General features: G+C 59.1%; 19 protein-coding genes. 9 read left to right on the top strand and 10 right to left on the bottom strand.

From position 1 onward, the window contains the following. The first annotated feature begins 34 nt into the window (after nucleotides 1–34). Nucleotides 35–676, top strand: a complete 642-nt coding sequence (locus tag J0X15_RS11365) for a hypothetical protein (protein WP_206940735.1) — start codon at nucleotides 35–37, stop codon at nucleotides 674–676. A gap of 12 nt (nucleotides 677–688) precedes the next feature. Here J0X15_RS11365 and J0X15_RS11360 read toward each other — a convergent pair whose 3' ends face one another. Further along, a complete protein-coding gene (locus J0X15_RS11360) occupies nucleotides 689–1,573 on the bottom strand; it encodes a LysR substrate-binding domain-containing protein (RefSeq protein ID WP_206940732.1) in 885 nt (294 codons plus the stop codon). Nucleotides 1,574–1,879: 306 nt separating this feature from the next. Here J0X15_RS11360 and J0X15_RS11355 point away from each other — a divergent pair, with 306 nt between their 5' ends. Further along, entirely contained in the window at nucleotides 1,880–2,245 is a 366-nt protein-coding gene (locus tag J0X15_RS11355) for a DUF1127 domain-containing protein (RefSeq protein WP_206940730.1), read from the top strand. Between the two features lie 133 nt (nucleotides 2,246–2,378). Here the strand turns inward: J0X15_RS11355 and J0X15_RS11350 are convergent, their stop codons facing one another. The 3 genes from J0X15_RS11350 to J0X15_RS11340 form a co-directional block, all read right to left on the bottom strand. Continuing rightward, complete coding sequence (locus J0X15_RS11350; protein WP_206940728.1) at nucleotides 2,379–3,200, bottom strand: hypothetical protein; 822 nt, start codon at nucleotides 3,198–3,200, stop codon at nucleotides 2,379–2,381. A gap of 82 nt (nucleotides 3,201–3,282) precedes the next feature. Further along, nucleotides 3,283–4,656: a glutamate--cysteine ligase gene (locus J0X15_RS11345; RefSeq protein ID WP_206940726.1), complete on the bottom strand. Its 1,374-nt coding sequence runs from the start codon at nucleotides 4,654–4,656 to the stop codon at nucleotides 3,283–3,285. Nucleotides 4,657–4,830: 174 nt separating this feature from the next. Next, nucleotides 4,831–5,592: a 16S rRNA (uracil(1498)-N(3))-methyltransferase gene (locus J0X15_RS11340; protein ID WP_206940724.1), complete on the bottom strand. Its 762-nt coding sequence runs from the start codon at nucleotides 5,590–5,592 to the stop codon at nucleotides 4,831–4,833. 159 nt (nucleotides 5,593–5,751) lie between these two features. Here J0X15_RS11340 and xseA point away from each other — a divergent pair, with 159 nt between their 5' ends. Together xseA and J0X15_RS11330 are read left to right on the top strand one after the other, a co-directional pair. Continuing rightward, nucleotides 5,752–7,365 carry an exodeoxyribonuclease VII large subunit gene (gene xseA / locus J0X15_RS11335; RefSeq protein WP_206940722.1) on the top strand — a complete coding sequence of 538 codons (1,614 nt, stop codon included), beginning with the start codon at nucleotides 5,752–5,754 and terminating at the stop codon, nucleotides 7,363–7,365. Nucleotides 7,366–7,459: 94 nt separating this feature from the next. Beyond that, complete coding sequence (locus tag J0X15_RS11330; protein WP_206940720.1) at nucleotides 7,460–7,990, top strand: DUF805 domain-containing protein; 531 nt, start codon at nucleotides 7,460–7,462, stop codon at nucleotides 7,988–7,990. Nucleotides 7,991–8,074: 84 nt separating this feature from the next. Here J0X15_RS11330 and J0X15_RS11325 read toward each other — a convergent pair whose 3' ends face one another. The 3 genes from J0X15_RS11325 to J0X15_RS11315 form a co-directional block, all read right to left on the bottom strand. Beyond that, on the bottom strand, nucleotides 8,075–9,445 hold the full coding sequence (locus J0X15_RS11325) for a TRAP transporter large permease (protein WP_206940718.1): 1,371 nt from the start codon (nucleotides 9,443–9,445) through the stop codon (nucleotides 8,075–8,077). Further along, nucleotides 9,442–10,080, bottom strand: coding sequence for a TRAP transporter small permease subunit (locus J0X15_RS11320; protein WP_206940715.1), 639 nt, complete (start codon nucleotides 10,078–10,080; stop codon nucleotides 9,442–9,444). The genes J0X15_RS11325 and J0X15_RS11320 overlap by 4 nt, the downstream gene beginning before the upstream one ends. An 87-nt stretch (nucleotides 10,081–10,167) precedes the next feature. Further along, nucleotides 10,168–11,193, bottom strand: coding sequence for a C4-dicarboxylate TRAP transporter substrate-binding protein (locus J0X15_RS11315; protein WP_206940713.1), 1,026 nt, complete (start codon nucleotides 11,191–11,193; stop codon nucleotides 10,168–10,170). Between the two features lie 322 nt (nucleotides 11,194–11,515). Between J0X15_RS11315 and J0X15_RS11310 the strand changes: the two genes are divergently transcribed. The 4 genes from J0X15_RS11310 to J0X15_RS20375 all read left to right on the top strand — a co-directional run bounded on the left by J0X15_RS11310 (nucleotide 11,516) and on the right by J0X15_RS20375 (nucleotide 17,112). Beyond that, on the top strand, nucleotides 11,516–12,670 hold the full coding sequence (locus J0X15_RS11310) for an acyl-CoA dehydrogenase family protein (RefSeq protein ID WP_206940712.1): 1,155 nt from the start codon (nucleotides 11,516–11,518) through the stop codon (nucleotides 12,668–12,670). 30 nt (nucleotides 12,671–12,700) lie between these two features. Continuing rightward, entirely contained in the window at nucleotides 12,701–13,228 is a 528-nt protein-coding gene (locus J0X15_RS11305; RefSeq protein ID WP_206940709.1) for a GNAT family N-acetyltransferase, read from the top strand. Nucleotides 13,229–13,373: 145 nt separating this feature from the next. Continuing rightward, on the top strand, nucleotides 13,374–14,204 hold the full coding sequence (locus J0X15_RS11300) for a universal stress protein (RefSeq protein ID WP_206940707.1): 831 nt from the start codon (nucleotides 13,374–13,376) through the stop codon (nucleotides 14,202–14,204). 181 nt (nucleotides 14,205–14,385) lie between these two features. Beyond that, complete coding sequence (locus J0X15_RS20375; RefSeq protein ID WP_206940705.1) at nucleotides 14,386–17,112, top strand: bifunctional acetate--CoA ligase family protein/GNAT family N-acetyltransferase; 2,727 nt, start codon at nucleotides 14,386–14,388, stop codon at nucleotides 17,110–17,112. 25 nt (nucleotides 17,113–17,137) lie between these two features. Here J0X15_RS20375 and J0X15_RS11290 read toward each other — a convergent pair whose 3' ends face one another. The 3 genes from J0X15_RS11290 to J0X15_RS11280 all read right to left on the bottom strand — a co-directional run bounded on the left by J0X15_RS11290 (nucleotide 17,138) and on the right by J0X15_RS11280 (nucleotide 19,703). After that, on the bottom strand, nucleotides 17,138–17,515 hold the full coding sequence (locus tag J0X15_RS11290) for a hypothetical protein (protein ID WP_206940703.1): 378 nt from the start codon (nucleotides 17,513–17,515) through the stop codon (nucleotides 17,138–17,140). Then, nucleotides 17,493–17,939, bottom strand: coding sequence for a Panacea domain-containing protein (locus J0X15_RS11285; protein WP_206940701.1), 447 nt, complete (start codon nucleotides 17,937–17,939; stop codon nucleotides 17,493–17,495). The genes J0X15_RS11290 and J0X15_RS11285 overlap by 23 nt, the downstream gene beginning before the upstream one ends. Before the next feature lie 96 nt (nucleotides 17,940–18,035). Then, complete coding sequence (locus J0X15_RS11280; protein ID WP_206940700.1) at nucleotides 18,036–19,703, bottom strand: thiamine pyrophosphate-binding protein; 1,668 nt, start codon at nucleotides 19,701–19,703, stop codon at nucleotides 18,036–18,038. A 277-nt stretch (nucleotides 19,704–19,980) separates the two neighbouring features. Here J0X15_RS11280 and J0X15_RS11275 point away from each other — a divergent pair, with 277 nt between their 5' ends. Further along, nucleotides 19,981–21,588: a bifunctional aminoglycoside phosphotransferase/ATP-binding protein gene (locus J0X15_RS11275; protein ID WP_209015258.1), complete on the top strand. Its 1,608-nt coding sequence runs from the start codon at nucleotides 19,981–19,983 to the stop codon at nucleotides 21,586–21,588. Nucleotides 21,589–21,598: the final 10 nt, after the last annotated feature.

Raw genomic sequence — 21,598 nt, 5'->3', positions numbered from 1 at the left:
GCCATTGACGTGCAGACACAAAGGATCAGATCGCATGCCCTCCTCTCCGTTGCAGAACCGGGTTCTTCCTACCGGCGAAATCATCGCAACCAGCTCTCGCGGTCTGTTCTTCGGCAACCGCGGAGGCCGCCTGCACGATCCGTCCACCCGAATACTCCTGTCGCGACGGTGGACCTCGAAGCGCTGGATCTGCTGCTGTCTATCGTTCAAAGGCCGCCAACGGCAGGTCATGGGACCTGGATACACTGAGCTGTTCTTCCTCGACGAAGTCACCGCTCTTGCCTCTGGCCACCGCCCCTGCTTTGAGTGCCGCCGGCAGGACGCCAAGGCTTTCGGCGCGGCCTTTAGCCAGGGTCAGGATGCGCCAGCTCCGCTCAAGGCCGACGCCATCGATATGATCCTTCATGAAGAACGTCTGGCACGACCTCGGCCTTTCCTGGTGCCAGACGAGATCAAGGCCCTGCCGGATGGCACGATGGTTCTCTCGGACGATCAAGTTCTGGCCTTGCGAGATGGCGCCAGCTGGGCCTGGAGTGAAGACGGATACCGCCTAGATAAGCCCATAGCTGAACTGGCGAAGATCAAGGGCGCAAGCGTCGAACTTGTGACGCCGCCAAGCATCGTGGCAGCACTCCGCCACGGCTTTCAGCCTGCCTGGCATCCATCCGCAGCCTAGGGCAAAACTGGCCTATTCAGCCGCTGCGGACAGCTGGGTAACTGACAGGTTGTCGAGCGACGAAATGATGTGCTCCACCAGCGCCTCGGTCACCCGGCCATTCTGCCGCCAGGAGCGCAGCAGTCCGATTTCGCAGTCCGGCAGACGAGGAAACCCTTCGGCTTCCGTCAGAACTCGCATGCCGGGACGCACGGCGCTTTCTGGCAGAACCGAAATGGCAAGCCCAGCCAGAACGGCGGCACCGACGGCAGTCGAGTTCCAGCTGGAATAAAGAATGCGGCTTTCACGACCGGAGGCCTGAAGTGCTGCGAGGGCCGCTTTTCGCCAATCGCAAGTCGCGCGGCCCAAAGCCAGAGGGATTGGCGCCTCATTCTCGGTCGCGTGCCTGGCCGAGGCAACCCAAAGCAACGGCTCGCGGCGAATTGCCTCTGACCCCTGCTGACTGAACTTCGGCACGTGGGTGACAATCGACACGTCCAGCTCGTTGTTTCGGATCAGCTCAGACAGATTCGGTGTCGGCGCGCAGACCACACTGACTTCCGCCTTGGGATGGGTGCGGGAAAACCGCGCCAGAATTTCAGGCAGGAAACGATCGGCATAATCATCCGGCGTGCCTAGACGAACAAAACCGGCAACTTCCGAATCGTCAAAGGCAGCGAGGGTCTCGTCGTTGAGCTGGACCAGCCGTCTTGCGTAATGCAGCAGCCTGTCGCCGTCCTCGGTCAACCGCGACATGCGGCCGTCGCGATAAAAGATAGGTCTGCCGACCCTCTCCTCCAGTCGCCGCATCTGCATGGAGACAGCCGACTGTGTCTTGTAGACCGCCTCGGCCGCGCGCGTAAAACTGCCGTGCTCGGCGATGGCAACGAAGGTGCGGAGTTGATCGAGATCCAGCATGCCCACTCTCATTCATTTTCACGATAGATAGCAGCCCTTCGATCAAGAGACGAGATAAAACATGTCAGGATGGTGACAGGGCATTGGCACAAACCCTCGGATACACGCTTTAAAGTCAATTTAACCAGCAAGTTAGACAAACAAAACAAAAATAGATGAATACCATCAAAAACATTCGTTTGTTTAATAACTAAGGCTGACAGATAGTTTTATCAGACCTCGAAAAGAGGCATTTCGACACCTTCCAACACCAAAAAATCAATCAGCTGCGGAGTGGAGTCCCCAGCAAACAGGAGACTTATGGCAATGACTGATCATGCGAACTCTTCAATTTTCTCGATGCTTCTCAGCGGAGCTTCCAGCTTTTTCCGCGTGATCAAGAATCGCCGCCAGATCGCACGCCTTCACGACCTCACTGATGTTCAACTTGAGGACATTGGTTTGAGCCGGGGAGATGTTCGACGCGCTCTCAAGCTGCCGCTGCTGCAGGACCCGACTGCCGGACTGAGCCTGATGGCTCAACAGCGCCGCATGGGGGAGACCGCTCCCGCCACGCGCACGGCACCAGCAGCTCTTTCCGGTGTGGAAGCCGTGACTCTTTCCATATTCGCCCCCTTCTCTCAGTCGACTTCGCACACTGTGCGGTCTCCGGAGAGCAGCCTGGCTGCGTGACATAGTGCAGCCTTATCGGCACGAACCCCTTGATGCCGATGCCCCAAACTGGCCCGCTCTTCACCGAGTGGGCCTTTTTTTCAAGGAAAGTCATCGTGTCGGCTGGCTGAGATGTCGACGACGCCTGAGACTTTCAGTCCCGGCTTGAACCGCCCTCGGGATCTTTCGCGCTGCGGTCAAACAGGCTTTCGAACGCATTGAACTGAGTGAGTTGCAGCTCGCGTCCACGGGTCATCCAGTCGTTGACCATCGTGTCGAAGCGCGCTGCGCTGACCCCTGCCGGGGAAATCTCGTCCTGAGGTTCCGGCTCCAGATCGTCCTCCAGGTCATCTTCCGGCTCGTCCTCTGGCGGTTCGTGCTTCGCTGCCCAAGCCGAGGATCCGCCCCCGGAAAACGGCCGCATGAAACCGGTCCAGAAGGATTGAACCGCTTCAGAATAGCCTTGCATGTATTCGCTGGCCGTCGGCTGTGGCTTGGGTCTGCCACGCGCGAAGCCCCGCATGAATGCGTCGAGCAGCTCTCTGGCTTCTTCCGGGACATAAGGCCTGGCAATCTGACCGACGGCCAGAGTGGCTGCCACCGGCATCATGTCCATGATCGCGTCACGCTGCAGCCCCGTCAGAGTGGAAATCTGTACGGCAATGGCTTCCCGCATGGGCGCCGGGCCATAGACCAGAGCCAGATGCGGTGCCTCGTCTTTGCCCATCATGCCGGATTGAAAGAAAGACATGGGGTCGGGCACCTTGCCCGCTGAAAAAGCCGAAGGAAGGGATTGCCCGCTCATGCCAGGCATCCCCGGCATACCGGAGCTGGCCTGCATACCCGACATCGCCGCCCCCAACAGAGCAGACATGGCCGTTCCGAGTTCGGTCTCGCTCCAGCCGAAACGCGACTGAGCCTCCCGCACAAGCTCCGTCGGATCGAACGCAAATGGAACCAACGGATTATCCTTCATAAGGGCCTCGCAAATCAGAGCTAAGGTTGCATGATCTGCTTTATACGAGCGAAGGTCAAACGCCTCCTCACATGTCCCTCGCCTAGTAGGCGTAATCCTTGTAGATGCGGTCGATATCGCCATTCCAGCTGCCGTTGTAGCGCTGTAGCAAAACATCGGCCGGAGACAGGCCAGCTGCCAGGCCTTCCTCAACCGGCGCCAGATGCACCGTCTCGTCGAGACCGCCGTCGCTCAGACGGTTACGGCGCTTCAGCCCCTGCTTGGACAGGGACACCACCTGACGTGCTACGTCCAGCACCTTGCCGGACCGGAACGGTGTTTCGAGCGCATAACGCGGCACATCACGACGCAGCTGATCGCGCTCTTCCTGGGTCCAGTCCTTCACCAGTTCCAGTGCATCGGCCAGGATGCCGTCATCATACAGCAGGCCGACCCAGAAGGCCGGCAGTGCACAAATGCGGGTCCAGGCACCGCCGTCGGCGCCGCGCATTTCGATGAAAGTCTTCAGACGCACATCCGGAAACAGGGTGGAAAGGTGGTTATTCCAGTCGCCGAGGCTCGGCTTGGCATCCGGCACGCGGCCTTCCAGAGCGCCGTTCATGAAGGCACGGAAGGTGGTGTCGGTCACGTCGTAATAGGTCGAACCACGCTTGACGAAATACATTGGCACATCCAGTGCCCATTCGACGTAATGCTCGAAGCCGAAGCCCTCGTCAAAAACGAAGGGCAGATTGCCGGTGCGATCGGCGTCCAGGTCGTTCCAGACCTCGGCCCGGAAAGACTTGTAGCCGTTCACCTTGCCGTCGGTGAAGGGCGAATTGGCGAAGATTGCCGTGGCAATCGGCTGCAGCGCCAGACCGACGCGCATTTTCTTGACCATGTCGGCTTCTGAGCTGAAGTCGAGATTAACCTGAATGGTCGATGTGCGGTGCATCATATCGAGGCCGTAAGAGCCGACCTTCGGCATATAATTGCGCATGATGTCATAGCGCGACTTTGGCATATGCGGGACTGCATCGCGCTCCCAGGTCGGCGTCATGCCGGCGCCGAGAAATCCGATTCCCAGAGGTTCTGCGACCGAACGCACCTGATCCAGATGAGCGTGGGTCTCCCGGCAGGTCAGATGGAGGTCTTCCAGCGGCGCACCGGAAAGCTCGAACTGCCCACCCGGCTCAATCGAAATCGCGCCACCGCCAAGTGTGTCGGCAAGACCTATGATCCGGCCATTGTCGTCGATGCGCTCCCAGCCCAGCAGCTTTTCCATGCCAGTCAGGACGGCTTCGACACCTTGATCGCCTGCATAGGGAATCGGTTGATGGTCTGCCAGACGGAAGCCGAACTTCTCATGCTCGGTACCGATGCGGAAAGCCTTGACGGGTTTGCACCCGGCCTCAAGGACCGCTGCCAGCTCAGCCACAGTGCTGATCGGCGTGGAATCAACGGTATCGCGAGCCATCCAGCTCTCCCTCATCTTAACCGGACCCCGGCTGTCCCGCATGACCCTGAAAGAGCCGAATTCGCGTGACCTGTCCGTTGGCTGGCCATGTCCGTTCAGTGCGCCAGCTCGACGCATTTAGGCGTGCGCGGCAATGAAAGCAAGTCGCTGGCTGTGGATTGCGTCCTCAGCCGGTCAGCTCCCCCAGTCACCAAGGGTTGCCTGCACCATGGTGAGTGCTGCCACGGCCGCCGTATCGGCGCGCAGAATGCGCGGTCCCAAAGGAATTGGCGTGACAAACGGCTGCGCCCGCAAAAGCGCGCGTTCCTCTTCAGAAAAGCCGCCCTCCGGGCCAATCAGCACCGCCAAGGGCTGCGGCCCCTGCGCGGCCAGGCGCGTCAGTTCTGCAAGAGGATTTTGACTGTCTTCGGCCTCGTCACAAAACAGCAGACGACGCGCCGGATCTGCCTTCGCCCAGCCGCCAATCAAATCCTTGAGAGAGCGTGGCTCAAGCACGCCGGGCACGGAGATAATACCGCATTGCTCTGCTGCCTCGATGACATTGGCTTCCATCCGTTCCAGATTGACCCGGCTTGCCTGGGTATGCTGGGTCATCACGGGACGCAGGGCAGAGGCGCCCATTTCCACGGCCTTTTGAACCATATAGTCCAGCCGCGCATGTTTCAGAGGGGCAAAGAGGTACTGGATGTCGGCGGACACGGTCTGCTCGCGCACCTGCTCCACCAGCTCAATGGAGCAAGCCCGACGACCGGTGACATTGAGCCGGGCCAGCCATTCACCATCGCTGCCGTTGAAGACGAGCAACTGATCACCCTCTCCCAAGCGCAGGACGTTGATCAGATAATTGGCCTGGGCTCTGTCCGCCTCAATGACCGCACCCGCGGCCAGGATGTGACGGAGATGCAGGCGTTGCATTTTGTGGTCATAACGGGTCATGGGTGAAGGGTATTCAATCCTGCCGGTGTTTTTCAATGGTCTGATGCAAGCGTTCTTGGGATTAAATCTGCATAAGCCTGGTTGTTCCCCCGCTGTTGCTTGACCGGGGCCTGGCGGAGCGCCACTTTTGGCCCGACTGATCACCAAAGGAAAGTGCCAGTGGCCGAAGCCGTTTCCAACGTCGCCGAGTTCTCCGTTTCCGAAATTTCGTTTTCCATCAAGAAGACGATGGAGGACCGTTTCGGATACGTTCGGGTGCGCGGCGAATTGGGGCGTATTTCACGGCCAGGATCGGGACATATCTATCTCGATCTGAAGGACGACCGCTCGGTTCTCTCCGGCGTGGTTTGGAAGGGCGTCGCGTCACGGCTCAAGATCCAACCCGAGCAGGGTCTGGAAGTGATTGCCACCGGCAAGATCACAACATTCCCCGGCCAGTCGAAATACCAGATGGTCATCGATGCACTGGAACCAGCAGGCGCCGGCGCGCTGATGGCTTTGCTGGAAGAACGCAAGCGCAAGCTGGGTGCGGAAGGGCTTTTCGCCGAAGAGCGCAAGCGTCCCCTGCCCTCGCTGCCGAAGGTCATCGGCGTCGTCACATCACCAACTGGTGCGGTCATCCGCGATATCCTGCACCGGGTTGCCGACCGCTTTCCGCTGCATGTGCTGGTCTGGCCGGTGCGGGTTCAGGGCGAGACGTCGGGCGCCGAAGTTGCCAACGGCATTCGCGGGTTCAATGCACTGGCACCTGGTGGCGCGATCCCCCGGCCCGATCTGATTATCGTGGCACGCGGTGGTGGCAGCATCGAAGACCTTTGGGGCTTCAATGAAGAAGCCGTGGTGCGTGCGGCAGCGGCCAGCGACATTCCGCTGATTTCCGCAGTTGGCCATGAAACAGACTGGACGCTGATCGACCTGGCGGCCGACCTACGTGCTCCGACGCCGACAGGTGCTGCCGAAATTGCCGTCCCGGTCAAGGCAGAGCTAATGGGTCTGGTCGATGATCTTTCGCGTCGCCTTTCCTCCGGCCTGCTGCGGCTGGTGACCAACCGCAGGACGGAATTACGCGCCGCAGGTGCCGCCCTGCCTGCCCCGCATGAATTGCTTGCGCTGCCAAGGCAGAGGTTCGACACCTTCGCAGGACGACTGGAGCATTCACTCACCGTCAACACCCGCAGCCATCGCAGTGGCTTTCAGGCCGCGAGCACCCGCCTCTCGCCGCATGTGCTGACCCGTGGCACACAGGATGCACGCACAAAACTGAACCAGCTGAGTGACCGTCAGCAGCGCGCCCTCGGCGTTGCGGTCTCGCAGAAGCGCCAGGCCTTTTCAGCTCAGGCGGTCCGACTGTCTCCGCACCGCCTGTCACAGCAGATCGTACTGGGCAGCGAGCGACTGACTAGTCTCGGCGGGCGCCTCGACCGCGCCTATGGCACCCGACTCGGCAAGTCGAGGGATCGCCTGACCGGCCTCGAAAAGCTGCTGAAGTCGCTGTCCTACAAGGATGTGCTGTCGCGTGGCTATGCGTTGGTGCGTGATAGCAACGGTCAGCCGCTGCGAAGTGCCGCCGGTGTCGTTGCCGGGGCCGCGCTGTCGATCGAGCTGGCCGACGGCACGCTGGAAGCCGTTGCTGCCGGTACAGATGGCTTTGTTCCCCCCTCAGCACCAACGGCAAGTCCGGCGCCCAAGGCTGCTGCCCGGGCAAAACCTGCAGCAAAGCCTAAGAAAGCCGCCGCAACAGCGGCTATAGGCAAGCAAGGAAATCTGTTCTGATCCAAGGTCATTAGTACCGCCGTTGGCGCTAACGCATTCTTCACCAAGCTGACCTTACGTTTTGGGAATCCTTTTTCCAAATACGATGTTTTTTATGACAAATTCCAGAAAGACTTTTGGCCGACGCGGCAGGGGCCCGCGTGACAACCTCATTCCCAACCCAGATTCTTTAAGTAGCCAGGGTCGCGAGAACCCATATGGCGATCTACGCGCCTCGCTTTACACAACCGCGGAAGACACCGAAGAGAACACCGGTTTCAGTCTTGGCAGCATTCTGGACTTTCAAGGCCGGATCGGGCGCGGCACCTTCTGGTTTGCCTGCCTCCTGTGTGGCATCATATTCTTTCTCTCAGCCCTCGCCCTGGGTGTCGATGGACGGCTCGCCCTGACTCTGGATACGCGGCTGATCTATCTGCAGATCGGCGAGACCCGCTTCTACATTTTCATGGTGCTGATGGTGATGACGACCCTGGTACAGGTGTCCCTGATGGTTCGCCGCTTTCATGACCGCGACCAGTCCGGACTCTGGGTTTTCGCCTTGGCCGTGCCGATCCTCGGCCTGTGGTGCTCCATCACACTGATGTTCTTCGCCGGCACCGATGGCCCCAACCGCTACGGGCGCTAGAGAGCTATCTTCCGACTGATCACAAAAAGGCCGCCGGGCGATCAGCCGGCGGCCTTTTTCATGTTCACACGTTGTGTTGCAGGATTACTGCATCAACGACGGTAGCAGGGTGATGATCGACGGGAAGGCAAGCAGGCCACCGATCGTCAGAATGTCTGCAATGAAGAACGGCACGCAGCCACGGAAGACTTCCTGCACCGGAATATCAGGCCGCACGCCCGAGACCACGAAGCAGTTGAGCCCAATGGGCGGCGTTATCAGACAGAGCTCCGCCATCTTCACCACCAGAATGCCGAACCAGATCGCGCAGGCCTCTCCCGACATGCCGAAGGCACTGTCAGCGGCAGAAACACCCTCGCCACCGTTCAACGCCATCACGGCAGGGTAAACCACCGGCAGGGTCAGGATCAGCATGCCGATGGCATCCATGAACATGCCCAGCACTGCATAGGCGCAGAGGATCAACACCATCACCATCCATGGAGAGAACTCCAAGGCGACGATGAAGTCCCGGAAGGCGTCCGGCAGACCGGCAAACCCGAGAAAGCGCACGTAGACGAGAACGCCCCAGATCAGCGTGAAAATCATCACGGTCAGCTTGGCCGTCTCATGCAGGGCCTGGCCAAGCTGCTTGAACCGCATGCCCTTGGCAATCGCCACGATGAGCACGACAAAGGCGCCAAGCGATCCGGCTTCTGTCGGTGTTGCAAGACCGAAGAAGAACGAACTGAAGATGATCCCCACGACGGCGACGATTGGCAACGTTCCGGGGATCGACTCCATCCGCTGCTTGAAGGTGTAGCCACGGATCGGAGGTGCATCACCGCGCCAGGCGGAAATGCCGACGATGATCGCCACATAGATCAGCGCCGAAAAGACACCTGGAAGGAATCCGGCAATCAGCAATTTACCGACAGACTGCTCCACGAGAATGGCGTAGATCACCAGGATCGCCGATGGCGGAATAAGCGAAGCCAGGGTGCCACCTGCAGCCACCACGGACGCCGCCAGACGCTTGGAGTAACCTGCAGCCAGCATTTCCGGAATGGCAACGCGAGCGAACACGGCCGCTGTAGCAACGGAAGCGCCAGAGACGGCTGCGAAACCGGCGGTCGCAAAGACCGTTCCGACAGCCATGCCACCGGGCATCCAGCCGAGCCAGCGTTTGGACGCTTCAAACAGCTGCTTGGTGAACCCGGCGTAAAACGCCAGGAACCCGATCAGAATGAACGTCGGCAGCACGGAAAGCGAATAAGTCACCGACTTGGAATGGGGGATCGTACCGGCCATTTTCAGCGCGACAAAGAAGCCCTTTTCGAAGCCCATGCGCAGCGAGAAAATGGCAATCAGGCCGACAAGCCCGGTCAGGGCGGCGGCAAACGCCACCCGAACGCCGATCATAACAAGGACGAGCAAAATGCCCGTCATGATGAGACCTACTTCAAACGGGGTCATTTCGTCTCTCCCGCCACGGCATCATCGCCGAACGCTTCTTCAATTTCATGCTGGGCATGGGCGGTGACGTCTTCGATGACCGGAACAGCCACAGGCTCCCGGTTCGGGTCGATGACCAGTCGCAGATAACCGTAGGCTTGCATAAGCAGACGCAGGAACAGCAACCCCAGCGCCACGGGAATGACCAGCTTGGATGGCCAAGTCGGGAGGCGAATGTCCATCGTGCTGTCGCCCAGCGACCACGAGCGGTCGAAATGGTACCAGGAGCCCCAGATCAGCAGCAGAACCGTTCCAGCGATCAACAGGACGCCCAGGAATTCAGCGATCCAGAGAGGCCGTCCGCTCAGCTTGCCAAGCAGGATCTCCATGCGGATATGACCACCGACCCGCTGGCAATAGGCCACGCCGCCAAATGCAAAGACGGCCATCGCCTGCTCGGTGATGTCGATGAACCCGGGAACCGGCATGTTGAAGACCAGGCGTCCGAGAATTTGTGCAACGGCCATCAGCATGAGGATAAGGACGCTGGCTGCCGCGATCAGGTTGAAGATGTTTTCGACTACGCCCAGCGCGCCGTCAAACCGTATGTAGGTTTCCGGCCGATCGGGCCCCGCGGCAGTGCCTCGAGTGATCATTTGATTGTCCCCTAAGAAAGCACTCCGGCGCCTGATGGCGCCGGAGCCGAGCCTGTTCTTGAAACAGGCTTTAGCGTTTAGCTGGGATCAGCCCTTGATTTCGGACTTTACGAAATCGAGCAGTTCCTGAGCCGGAAGACCATTGGCAGCGTTTTCATCTACCCATGCCTTATGGATCGGGCCGGCCTTTTCAGCAAAAGCTGCCAGCTCTTCCTCAGAGTACTCGATCTGCGTGATGTTGCGCTCATCAAGCGTCTTCCACCAGGTGTCGTACAGCTTGTTGTAGGTCGCGAGATAGTAGTCCAGCGACGGTGCAACGGACGCATCGAGAGCTTCCCGGAAGTCATCCGGTAGAGCTGCAAGTGCATCGCTGTTGACCACGACCGGGCACTGAACCGTGCCTGGATTGAGGTTCTTGGTCCACCAGTTGGAGGCCTCAATGGTCTTGAACGACAGATGTGCATGCGGTGCAAAGCTTGCTGCATTCACGGTGCCGCTGTCGATCGCCTGATAGGTTTCAGATGCTGTGACCGATGTCGGAACTGCGCCTACAGCTTCCATCAGCTTGCCGATACCGCCGAGAGCGCGAACACGCATGCCTTCGAAATCGGAAATCGCTGTCGGAGCGTCACCCTTGCCGGCAAAGTTGTACTGCGGCATCGGGGTCGGCATCAGCAGGGTTGCGTTCCAGCGTGCCAGGTCTTCCTTGACCGCAGGCTGCTGGTAAAGAGCCTGGGCAACCTTGATCTCGGTTTCCAGGTCAGCCACGCCGAGGAAAGGGAGTTCCATCACTGTCAGGGTGGGGTTCTTGTCCGGATGGTAGGACGCACAGAACTGGGCCATCTCGAAGGCACCGAAGGAGATTCCGTCCAGGTTCTCGCGGGACTTGGACAGCGCGCCGCCGTAATGCAGCTTGATTTCGAACTTACCGTCCGTGCGGGCTGCGACTTCTTCAGCCAGCTTTTCGACGTGCTCGGTGAAAGCACGGCGCTTGCCCCAGAGAGAAACGTTCCAGGTCAAGTCAGCGGCGAAAGTCTCGGTCGCGAAGAAAAGAGCCAGCACGCTGGCTGAGGCAGCGGTCGCCAGCTTGCGGCGGGTGTTTACGTTGGACATGTAATCCTCCCAAGGGCCTAATCATGTAATTCGTCAGACTGGCGGCGCCATATAAACAGGCGCTGCCGTGTTCTCCCAATCCGTCCGCGCAAGGGTATGATTTTCCATCATTCCGATCCAGCCAGAGCAGATTTCTCCGAAATCCTTGGCGAATATGATATTTTTTTCAAGGTCGTATTTTAGGAGGGATCATTTACCCCGTGCTTCGGCAGGACATCAGAGCGTGTAAAATGTCACAAAGCAATCCCAATGCGGTGTATAATTAATCTGCAATAACAATAAGTTATAGAGGCCTTCCTGGAAGGCTCACGGAGGAGAGACAATGTTCCATAAGCTGCCAGATGAGCTGCAACTTATCTCAGAAACCGCTGGGAAACTCTCGCGCGACCATCTGGAGCCCTTGGCAGCCACGCTGGACTCTGGTGAGGGGCGCGAATCTTTCCTCAAAAACCTCAATCTTTTGGCGGCTAACGGCTTCATGGGATTGAACATTTCATCCGACTACGGCGGCACTGAAGCCGGTGCCACGGGCTTTGCCCTGGCCATCGCCAAACTGGCCGAAGGCTGTGCAGCGACGGCGTTGACAGTCTCCGTATCCAACATGGTGGCCGAGGTCATTCAGGCCGTCGGCAGTCAGGCGCAGCGCGATGCCTATCTGCCAAAGCTGACCGACGGCACCTTCCCCGCCGGTGGGTTCTGCCTAACAGAAGCCGATGCCGGATCCGATGCGGCCTCCATGCGGTGCCGGGCAGCAAAGGACGGCGACTTCTATGTCCTCAACGGATCGAAGCTTTATATTTCCTCCGCTGAATATGCCGGACTGTTCGTGGTCTGGGCGGTCACCGATCCGGCAGCCCGCAAAGGCAAGGGCATCTCGTGCTTTCTGGTGGAAGCCAATACGCCGGGACTGATCATAGGCAAGGCCGAAAAGAAGATGGGCCAGACCGGGTCTGCCACCAACGAAGTGCATTTTCAGGACTGCCGCATCCCCGCCTCTGCCTTGATGGGTGCGGAGAATGAAGGCTTTCGCATTGCCGTCAAAGAGCTGGCGGGTGGGCGCATCGGCATCGCCGCACTGGCCTATGGCATCGGGGTCAAGGCGATGGAAACTGCCAAGGTCTACGTGAGCGAGCGCAAACAGTTTGGCCAGCCGCTTTCGTCACAACAGGGCATCCAGTGGATGCTGGCCGACCGGGAGACCGAACTGGAAGCCGCCCGCCTGCTGATCCTGCAAGCTGCGGCGCTGAAGGATGACGGCCTGCCCTTTGCCAAACAAGCCAGCATGGCCAAACTCTATGCGTCCGAGACAGCCCAGCGCGCCACCTACACAGCGCTTCAGTTGCACGGCGGTGCCGGTTATATTCGCGAGTACCCTCTTGAACGCTATGCCCGTGATGCCCGGATCACCACGATCTATGAAGGCACTTCGGAGATCCAGCGGCTGGTGATTGCGCGTGAAATCCTCAAGGACTTCTAGTATTCCCAACGATCTCAGGAGAAGGCGCTGATGCAGGAGCCAGACCGCACGGGCGTTGAAGCCAGACTGGAAACACAACGGCTGATTTTGCGTCCTCCGCAAGAAACTGACTACGCGGAGTTTCTCGCCTATTCAACCTCGGACCGAACGCGCTATGTCGGCGGGCCGAAGACTGATGATCTGTGCCGTGAAAAGTTCGATGACCTGTCGGACCAGTGGCGCCAACGCGGATTTGGCCGTTTTATCATCGTGCGCAAGGACACCGGGCAGCCCCTCGGTCATGTTGGTCCGCTGCAGGACAAGTCCGGTGGCCCAGTGGAAATGACCTGGACGCTGTGGCGGGCGGAACACGAAGGTCAGGGGTTCGCGCTCGAAGCTGCCCAGGCCGCTCTCAAATGGGCGTTTGAAGCCGTTGACCAGCCCTACCTTGATGCCATGATCCATCCGGAAAACAAAAGTTCGATTGCCCTCGCCCTGCGCCTCGACGGCAGGCACCAGGGCGATGAGCCACACGAGCACATGGGGCGCTGTTCGGTCTTTCGGCTCGTCGGCACTTAATCCGTTCCGAACGATTTTCTGGAACAAATGAGACAGCTTTGATCCCTGTCAAAGCAACTTAGCAAGGACAGAGTAATTTACCTCATGAAAACACCGTCAGGACCCTGGTGGTCAGGGCTCCACCAGCGGTGTGTTGGAGGGAACTATGCCCATCAAGGACATTCTGACAATCGTCGACATGCAAGGCGCCCAACCGGCCGTCAAATATGCTTTGGCGCTCGCGGGGCATCACGATGCCCATGTCACCGGCCTGGCACTGGCCTTTGAACCTTTGGCCCCCGCCTTCGCCGCAACGCCAATGCCGATCGACTATATTCAGGCTGCCCAGGAGCAGGCTGTCGCAGCCGCCAAGGAAGCTCAGAACCAATTTGACGAGCTGGCCCGGATCGCTGCAGTGAAATGTGAAAGCCGCGTCACCAACCTGCAAACCGGCGGCCCGATCGAACCGGTCTTGCAGCACTGCCGTCCAACGGACCTGGTGGTTGTCGGGCAGAACAATCCCGAGGCTGCCGAGCCCTTGCGGGAGATGCTGATTGAGTCCGTGCTGTTTGAAAGCGGCGTGCCCGTCCTCCTCGTGCCTTATGTCGGCGCGCCTGAACGACCCGCCAAGAACGTGCTGATCGGATGGGATGGCAGCCCGACCGCAAGCCGCGCCGTGCATGCCGCCCTGCCACTTCTTGCAGACGCCGACAAGATCACCATCATGGTGGTCGAAAAAAATGCCAGCACCAACGGGCAACCTGGTGCCGATCTTGCGACCTATCTGGCGCGGCATGATCTTGACGTCACCATAAATGTGGTCACCAATCCACAGGTTGGCATTGCCGACACCCTGCTCAACGCGGTGTCCGAACAAGGGCATGATCTGATCGTCATGGGCGGCTACGGCCACAGCCGGATGCGCGAATTCCTGTTTGGTGGTGCGACACGTGAGATCCTTGCCAGCATGACAGTTCCCGTGCTGATGGCACATTGATCCGAACCGCCCGCCGGTGAATGCATCGGCGGGCGGGTTTCATCCGATTTCGCAATCCCTTCAGGACATACGCAGTTTGCACCGGCCATTTCAGCGCAGCGGTGGCGTCACGACCTGCTCCTGACCTATGATCAGGAAGAGGAGCAGCTGACGCGCCACGCGCCGGAAAGGGTTTGCCAAAGTGACCATTCGCAATCTTGAAGGGTTCTTCTCCCCCACATCAATCGTGGTGATCGGTCCCAACCGACATGATCAATGCGTCGCTGACCGCCTGCTTGAGCAGCTCTCGACCCATCGTGATACTGTTAAGGTCACGGCTGTCGATCTCCCCGACATGGTTTTTCCCGATGGCGTGAGCGCCGCTGACATTCTGCCGACCCATGTCGATCTGGCAATCTGCCTGGGCCCATCAAAACACATGCCGGCGCGCATCAACACGCTGGCCCAAGCCGGCTGCAAAGCCGTCCTGCTGCTGTCTCCGGGTTTTGAGGCTTGGGATTCGCAGCTGCTGCAGGACTGCCGGGAAGCCGCACGCGACAAGGGTCTGCGGTTGATCGGCCCCGGCTCCATCGGTTTCAGCGTGCCAGCACAAAAGCTCAATGCCCTGTTGAGTGCGGAGGCCCCGGCGGCCGGAGATGTGGCTTTCATTTCCCGCTCCTGCGCCGTTCTCAATGCTACGCTGTCCTGGGCCAATGCGCGCAGGATCGGCTTTTCAGCAGCCGTCAGTCTGGGTGAGCGAACGGATGTGGATGTCGGAGACCTCATCGACTATTTCGCCCAAGATTACCATACCCGCGCCATCCTGCTGCACGTGGAGAGCATTTCGAACCCGCGCAAGTTCCTGTCGGCCGCACGGGCAGCCGCGCGCAACAAGCCAGTGATTGCATTGTGGTCGGGTCGTCGCACATTGGGCCTGACGTCCGAGCGCACCCATGCCGGCCGACTGTTGACGCGCGAGGCCGTGTTCGAAGCAGCGTTCCTGCGGGCAGGCATCTTGCGCGTGACCGATCTGGACGAGATGTTCGAAGCGCTGGAAACCTTGTCGCGTGTGCGCATCCCGAAGAGCAACGCCTTCAGCGTCATGACCAACGGTCAGGGATTAGCCAACCTTGCCGCAGAGCGGTTCCGTGATCTGGACGGGCATCTGGCGGCATTGTCTCTGGAGACCCTGCATAAGCTGGCCCCCGCCTGTCGTGATAGTGTTTCGGAGAGCCTCGACAGGTCCCGAACTGAGCCAATACTCGTGCGGGACAATCTGTCGCCAGAAGGTCTCACCAAGGCCATCGGCGACGTGCTGGCGGATCCGGCCACCGACGGGCTTCTCGTTCTACAAGCCCCAACTGCCACGGCTTCGCTGGAAGACATGGGCGCAGCGATCGCTGCAGCTGCAAAGGCCGACAAGCGACGCAGCGGCCGAAAGAAGGCGCTGGTTGTCGGGTTGATCGGCAATTCCAGCCAGGGCCGCAAGGCGCTGGATGAGGCGAAAGTGCCTTGTTACGGCACGCCGGCGGAGGCCGCGCGGAGCCTGATGCACTTGGCACGGGACGCTCATCTGAAAGACTTTCTGATGGCAGCCCCGGCCAGCTTGCCACGAGACTTTAGCCCTGATGTCGACCATGCCCGCGACGTCCTCACCCAGGCGAGGGCTTCCGGGCGCACCTGGCTCGACCCGGATGAAGTCGTCACCCTGCTTGAGTGCTATCAGATCCCGGTGATGCCTTGCCGTTTCTGCAAGGACGCACCGTCAGCTGCAGAGGCCGCGCGGGAGATCCTGCAGAAGACCTCTCACTGCGTGGTCAAGGTCATCTCCCCCGACTTGCCCTTCAAGTCGCAGATCGATGGTGTCAGGCTCGGTCTGGAAACACCTGAAAGTGTCGCCTCTGCTGCCAAAGATCTTCTGTCGCAAACCCGCAAGGCCTATCCGGAAGCACGCATTACCGGGGTCACTGTGCATCCGATGCTGGAAGACCGGCACGGATTGGAACTTTATCTGGGACTGGGTGAGACCCACGACTTTGGCCCGGCGATCCTGTTTGGCCACGGTGGAACAGCCGTCGAAGACCGACAGGATGTTGCCGTGGATCTTCCCCCGCTTGACCTCAATCTGGCGCAGGCCTTCGTCCGGCGGACTGACGTGGCTCGGTTGCTGGATGGAGGAAAATCCCGGCCTGCGCTGGACCGACAAGCCATCGCTCTGGCATTGGTGAAGCTCTCGCAGATCACTGTTGATCTGTCTGATATTCTCGAAATGGACATCAATCCGCTGGTGGCCCTGCCCGACCGGCTCGTCGCGCTGGACGCACGCGTCACCCTACGGCCCGTTTCAGACACGCTGAGCCGCAAGGAAAAACGGGACCGTCTGGCGATCACCCCATATCCGGCCGAATGGGAGAAAACCTTGCACCTGCGCGATGGCAAGGCGTTGCAGGTGCGCCCCGTACGTCCAGAGGATGAGGCGCTATTCGCTCAATTCTTCGAAAGGGTGACTTCAGAAGACTTGCGCCTGCGGTTTTTCGCGCCGGTCAAGGACTTCAGCCACCGGTTTCTCGCCAAGCTGACCCAGCTCGACTATGCCCGCGCTATGGCATTCTGCGCCATCAACCCAGACAACGGCGATCTGCTGGGTGTCGTCCGCTTGCATGCGGATGCCGACCATCGCACCGGTGAATATGCGGTGATGGTTCGCTCCGACCTGAAGGGGATTGGCCTTGGCTGGGCGCTGATGAAGCTGATCATCGACTACGCCCGCTCCGACGGCATCGAAGAAATCCACGGCGAAGTTCTGAAGGAAAACACCAGCATGATCAGCGTTTGCGAAGCCCTTGGCTTTCGCATCGAGCCGTCACCGGATGACCCGGGCATTGCCCAGGTCACCCTGCCGGTCGAGGATTACTCCAATGCTATCTGAGCAAGCCTCGTCCATATTGTGCAACTCAGTCATCTGGTTTTGAACTTGTCCCCAGCATCCCGGTTAACCTATCTAGAAGGGGCATAATTGGATCGACTCGGCAGCGACTGGCAAAGATTATGAGTCCAAATAGTTCTAGTATCCCGATCACTATCGGCGCTGACCAATTCTCTGACTGAAGTAGAAAAAATATATCCAGAACTATAACTAAAAGTAGAACCCAAAGAAACCTCTCTTCATGGAGCTTATTTTCCAAGTCTACAATTTTATCTTGCAAATTGGCGACCTGATCATCCATCGCTTTTGGCCGATCGACGCTTCCGCCTTGACCGGCGCTCCGCTGGATGAAGCCTTTCACACCTTCCTCAGTAGAGGTTTCACTAAGCGGCGATTTTTCGATCATTATATTCTCGTAAAATTTCCATCTTAGGAATTTTTATGTTTCGCAAATGCGGAGCATAGAACTTAGCCCAGGCGCCTTGAGGCCAGTGAGTTATATTTACGAGTTCACCAGCGGTAAGTCTTTTCGTCTGAGCAGCAACCGCAGATAGTATATCAAATTCTTTCGACCCCTTTTTCACAGGGTCAATCCAATGGAAAACGTTTGGGACTGCGCTTTTGCCAAAACCACGAGCCTTGGAGTAGACAATAGGCACTACCGGCCCATAGTCCCAAGCCTCAAAATCCTCAAATATTAGAGGATCTTCTGTTATGCCAAGGTGATATAGTTCTGCTATGTACAGGAGCTTCTGCAATTCCAGATTGGAAATATTCCAATTTCGTTCTTCGCAGAGTGTTCGAGCTGCAGAAAGCGCTGATACCGTCATTGACCGCCTCCTATGCATTACCTACTAAAAACAGTTAATATCACGATCAGTATCTCGCAAGCTCAATTTTTTACTAAGAGTAATGGTTTTTAGCGCTCAGCTCGCTTTGAGCGCAGTCTCCCGGATCTGGCTTAGCGATGCGGCTGGCGTCAGGGCTTCCGGATCGATTTTCAGATGCAGCAACGCAGGCTTTCCACTGGCGCGGGCCCGCTCGAAGGCCGGGCCGAAATCCTCTGTGGCAAGCACAGTCTCTGCATGGGCGCCATAGGCGCGGGCGAAGGCAGCAAAATCCGGATTGACCAGCTCTGTTGCCGACACCCGGCCAGGGTAATGGCGCTCCTGGTGCATGCGGATGGTGCCATACATGGCGTTGTCGACGAGCACGACGATAACGTTCGCCTTGTCCTGACAAGCGGTGCCGAACTCCTGCATGGTCATCTGCAGACAGCCATCACCAGCAAAGCAGATAACTTCGCGCTCAGGGAACGTCAGCTTGGCGGCAACGGCAGCCGGCAGGCCGTAGCCCATGGAGCCGGACGTCGGAGCAGCCTGCGTCGCAAACTTGCGGAAGCGGTGGAAGCGATGCACCCAGGTGGCATAATTGCCGGCCCCATTGGTGAAGATGGCGTCGTCAGCAATGTTATCCTCGATCCACGCCATCACGCCGGCCATCTGCAGGTCACCCGGCGTTTGCGGGCGTGCACCCGACCACGAGAGATAATCGGCATGAGCGGCCTCGGCAGCTCCAGAGCTCTTCAGCTCGTTTGGTGGCTGAACGCCTTCGAGTGCCTTGACGAAGGCAGACGGGCTGGCGTGAACCGCCATCGTCGGACGATAGACCTTGCCGAGCTCTTCGGCGTCCGGGTAAACGTGAACCAGAGGTTGGCTCGGCTGGGGAATATCCAGCAGCGTATAGGACTGGCTCGGCATTTCCGACAAGCGTCCGCCGACCAGCAGGATCAGATCCGATGCCTTGACCCGTTCAGCCAGCTTCGGGTTGAGACCGATGCCGACATCGCCAGCGTAATTCGGATGCAGGTTGTCGAACAGCATCTGGCGGCGGAAGGAGCAGGCCACCGGCATGGCAAACCGTTCAGCAAACCGGATAAACCCGGCAACAGCGTCCTCGGTCCAGCGAGACCCACCGAGAATAGCTATCGGCCGCTCAGCTGCCCAGAGGCGCTTCTGCAGCTCGGCCATCTGGGTCAATCCAGGATAGGTTTCAACCTGGGTCCATGGGGCCGGCTGGGCGACGTCGGCCATTTCCACCAGCATGTCTTCCGGCAGGGCCAGCACCACGGGACCAGGACGGCCGGAGGTCGCGACATGATAGGCGCGGGAGATGAACTCCGGCACCCGGTCCGCATGGTCGATCTCGGCGACCCATTTGGTCATGCCGCCGAACATCTGGCGGTAGTCGACCTCCTGAAACGCCTCACGCTCGCGCATGCCGCTTTCGATCTGGCCGATGAACAGGATCATCGGCGTGGAATCCTGCATGGCAACATGAATGCCGGCAGCAGCGTTCGTGGCGCCCGGCCCTCGGGTCACCATGCAGATGCCCGGCTTGCCGGTCAGCTTGCCATAAGTCTCCGCCATCATCGCCGCGCCACCTTCCTGGCGGCAGAGCGTAATGGGAATAGAGGCGTCGTGCAGAGCGTCGAGAACCGCGAGGTAGCTTTCGCCCGGCACACAGAACACCCGCTCTGCGCCGTGGATTTCCAGCGCGTCTACAATCAGCTGCCCACCGGATTTTGCCGCCATGTTTCAGTCCCCTTTGGTTCTGTCACCATTCCGAGGTGGAATGCCCACCTGCATCATGTCTTCGTCTATACGCCAAGGATGCTGACTTCGGCAGAGCAATGCTTACGGAAATTGGCAATGAATTCATTCCATTTGCGAGCACAAAGAAGGCAAACCGACAACAGAGACGATTTGCCCGACACACAAAGACTTGCACCAACCGGCGCCATCCTCCACCTCTAGGCAAGGAATTTCGTTACGGGGCGGGGTCCCCCTGCAACCGGAGGCCAGTGGTTTCATGTCTACTCAGCCCACGCCTGATGACCAGGGCGATGTTCTCGCCTTTCTGGACCAGCTTGCCCGACAGGCAGCCGCGGATGACACGCCTCATCGGATCGACACCCACGCGAATGTGATCTTTATGGTCGGCGACCTAGCCTACAAGCTGAAGCGCGCGGTGTGGTTTCCGTTTCTGGACTACTCGACGCTGGAAAAGCGGCGGCATGCCTGTCAGCAGGAGATCGCCTGCAACAAGGCCAACGCGCCTCAGATTTATCGACGGGTGGTTGCCCTGGTTCAGGAAGACAATGGCGGACTTGCGCTTGGGCCGGAAGATACACCGCCTGCAGCAGCTGTGGACTGGCTTGTCGAGATGAACCGGTTCGACGGCAACCGTCAACTTGACCGGATCGCCTCTGAGGCCCCTCTGCCCGCCCCCCTATGCGACAAGCTTGCGGCAATGATGCTGGAGGCTCACGACGCCGCCCCCGTGAAACTGGACGCCGGGCCGGCCTTCTTTGCAGAGCTGACATCCTACGTGGATCAGAACGCGGACGCCTTTCAGGCCTTTCCGGATCAATTTCCGCCTGAACAGGCGCGCGCACTCAACGGGCAAGCCCGCAGTGGCTTGAGGGCACTGAAGCCTCTGATTTTACGGCGCGCACTTCAAGGCAACATCCGCTTTTGCCACGGCGATGCTCACACCCGGAACATCATCCTGCTGGATGATCAGCCCGTGCTCTTCGACGCCATCGAGTTTTCCGAGGCCATCGCCACCACAGATCGGCTGTATGATCTGGCCTTTCTGCTGATGGATCTCTGGGAGCAGGACCAGAAGCCGGCGGCGAACCTGATCTTCAACCGATATCTGGATCGTAAAACCCTTGCTGAGCATGGTGCGCAGCCAGGTGACGACGAGGAAAGCCTGGCTGCGCTGCCCTTTTATCTGATGATGCGCGCCTGTATCCGCGCCAAAATCGCTGCGGCCTCTGCGGACAACCAGGAGAGTGATCAGGCACGCGATGCGCTGCGCCGGGAGGCCACAACCTACTTCAATCTGGCGCGCTCCTTCATCGGCCTTGGTCCAGCCCCTGAGCGGGAGAGCACGCGACTTGTCGGCATCGGCGGATTGTCAGGCAGTGGAAAATCCACTCTGGCGCGGCAGATAGCCTGTGACACAGGGCGTGCGCCCGGCGCGCGTATTCTCAGGACTGACGTTGAACGCAAGGCGCTTTTAAAGCTGAAGGAAACCGACAAGGCACCGCAAAGCGCTTATGCGGAGGACGCGGCCCGGACGGTCTACGCCCGGCTTGAAGGTCGGATCCGCCATGCCTTGCAAGCCGGACAGAGCGTCATTTTCGATGCGGTGTTTGCCCATGAGGCGCAACGCCGCGAAATAGAGGCTTTGGCTGCGTCGGCGGGCGTGGAATTTCTCGGACTGTGGCTCGACGCCCCCGCAGACGTTCTGACCTCACGGGTCACCCAACGGCGCGGAGACGCGTCGGATGCCGATGCAGACGTTGTGGCCCTGCAACTGTCCCAGGACATCGGCGACATGACATGGCACCGGATTGATGCGTCAGGTTCCGCCGAGGACTGCCTTCGCCAATCGCGAGACCTGCTCTAGGTCCGTTGGA

Origin of the sequence: Roseibium limicola (assembly GCF_017313085.1) — a bacterium.
Classification (GTDB): Bacteria; Pseudomonadota; Alphaproteobacteria; order Rhizobiales; family Stappiaceae; genus Roseibium; species Roseibium limicola.
The sequence above is the reverse complement of the archived record's forward strand: the minus strand, read 5'-3'. Positions and strand labels throughout refer to the sequence as shown.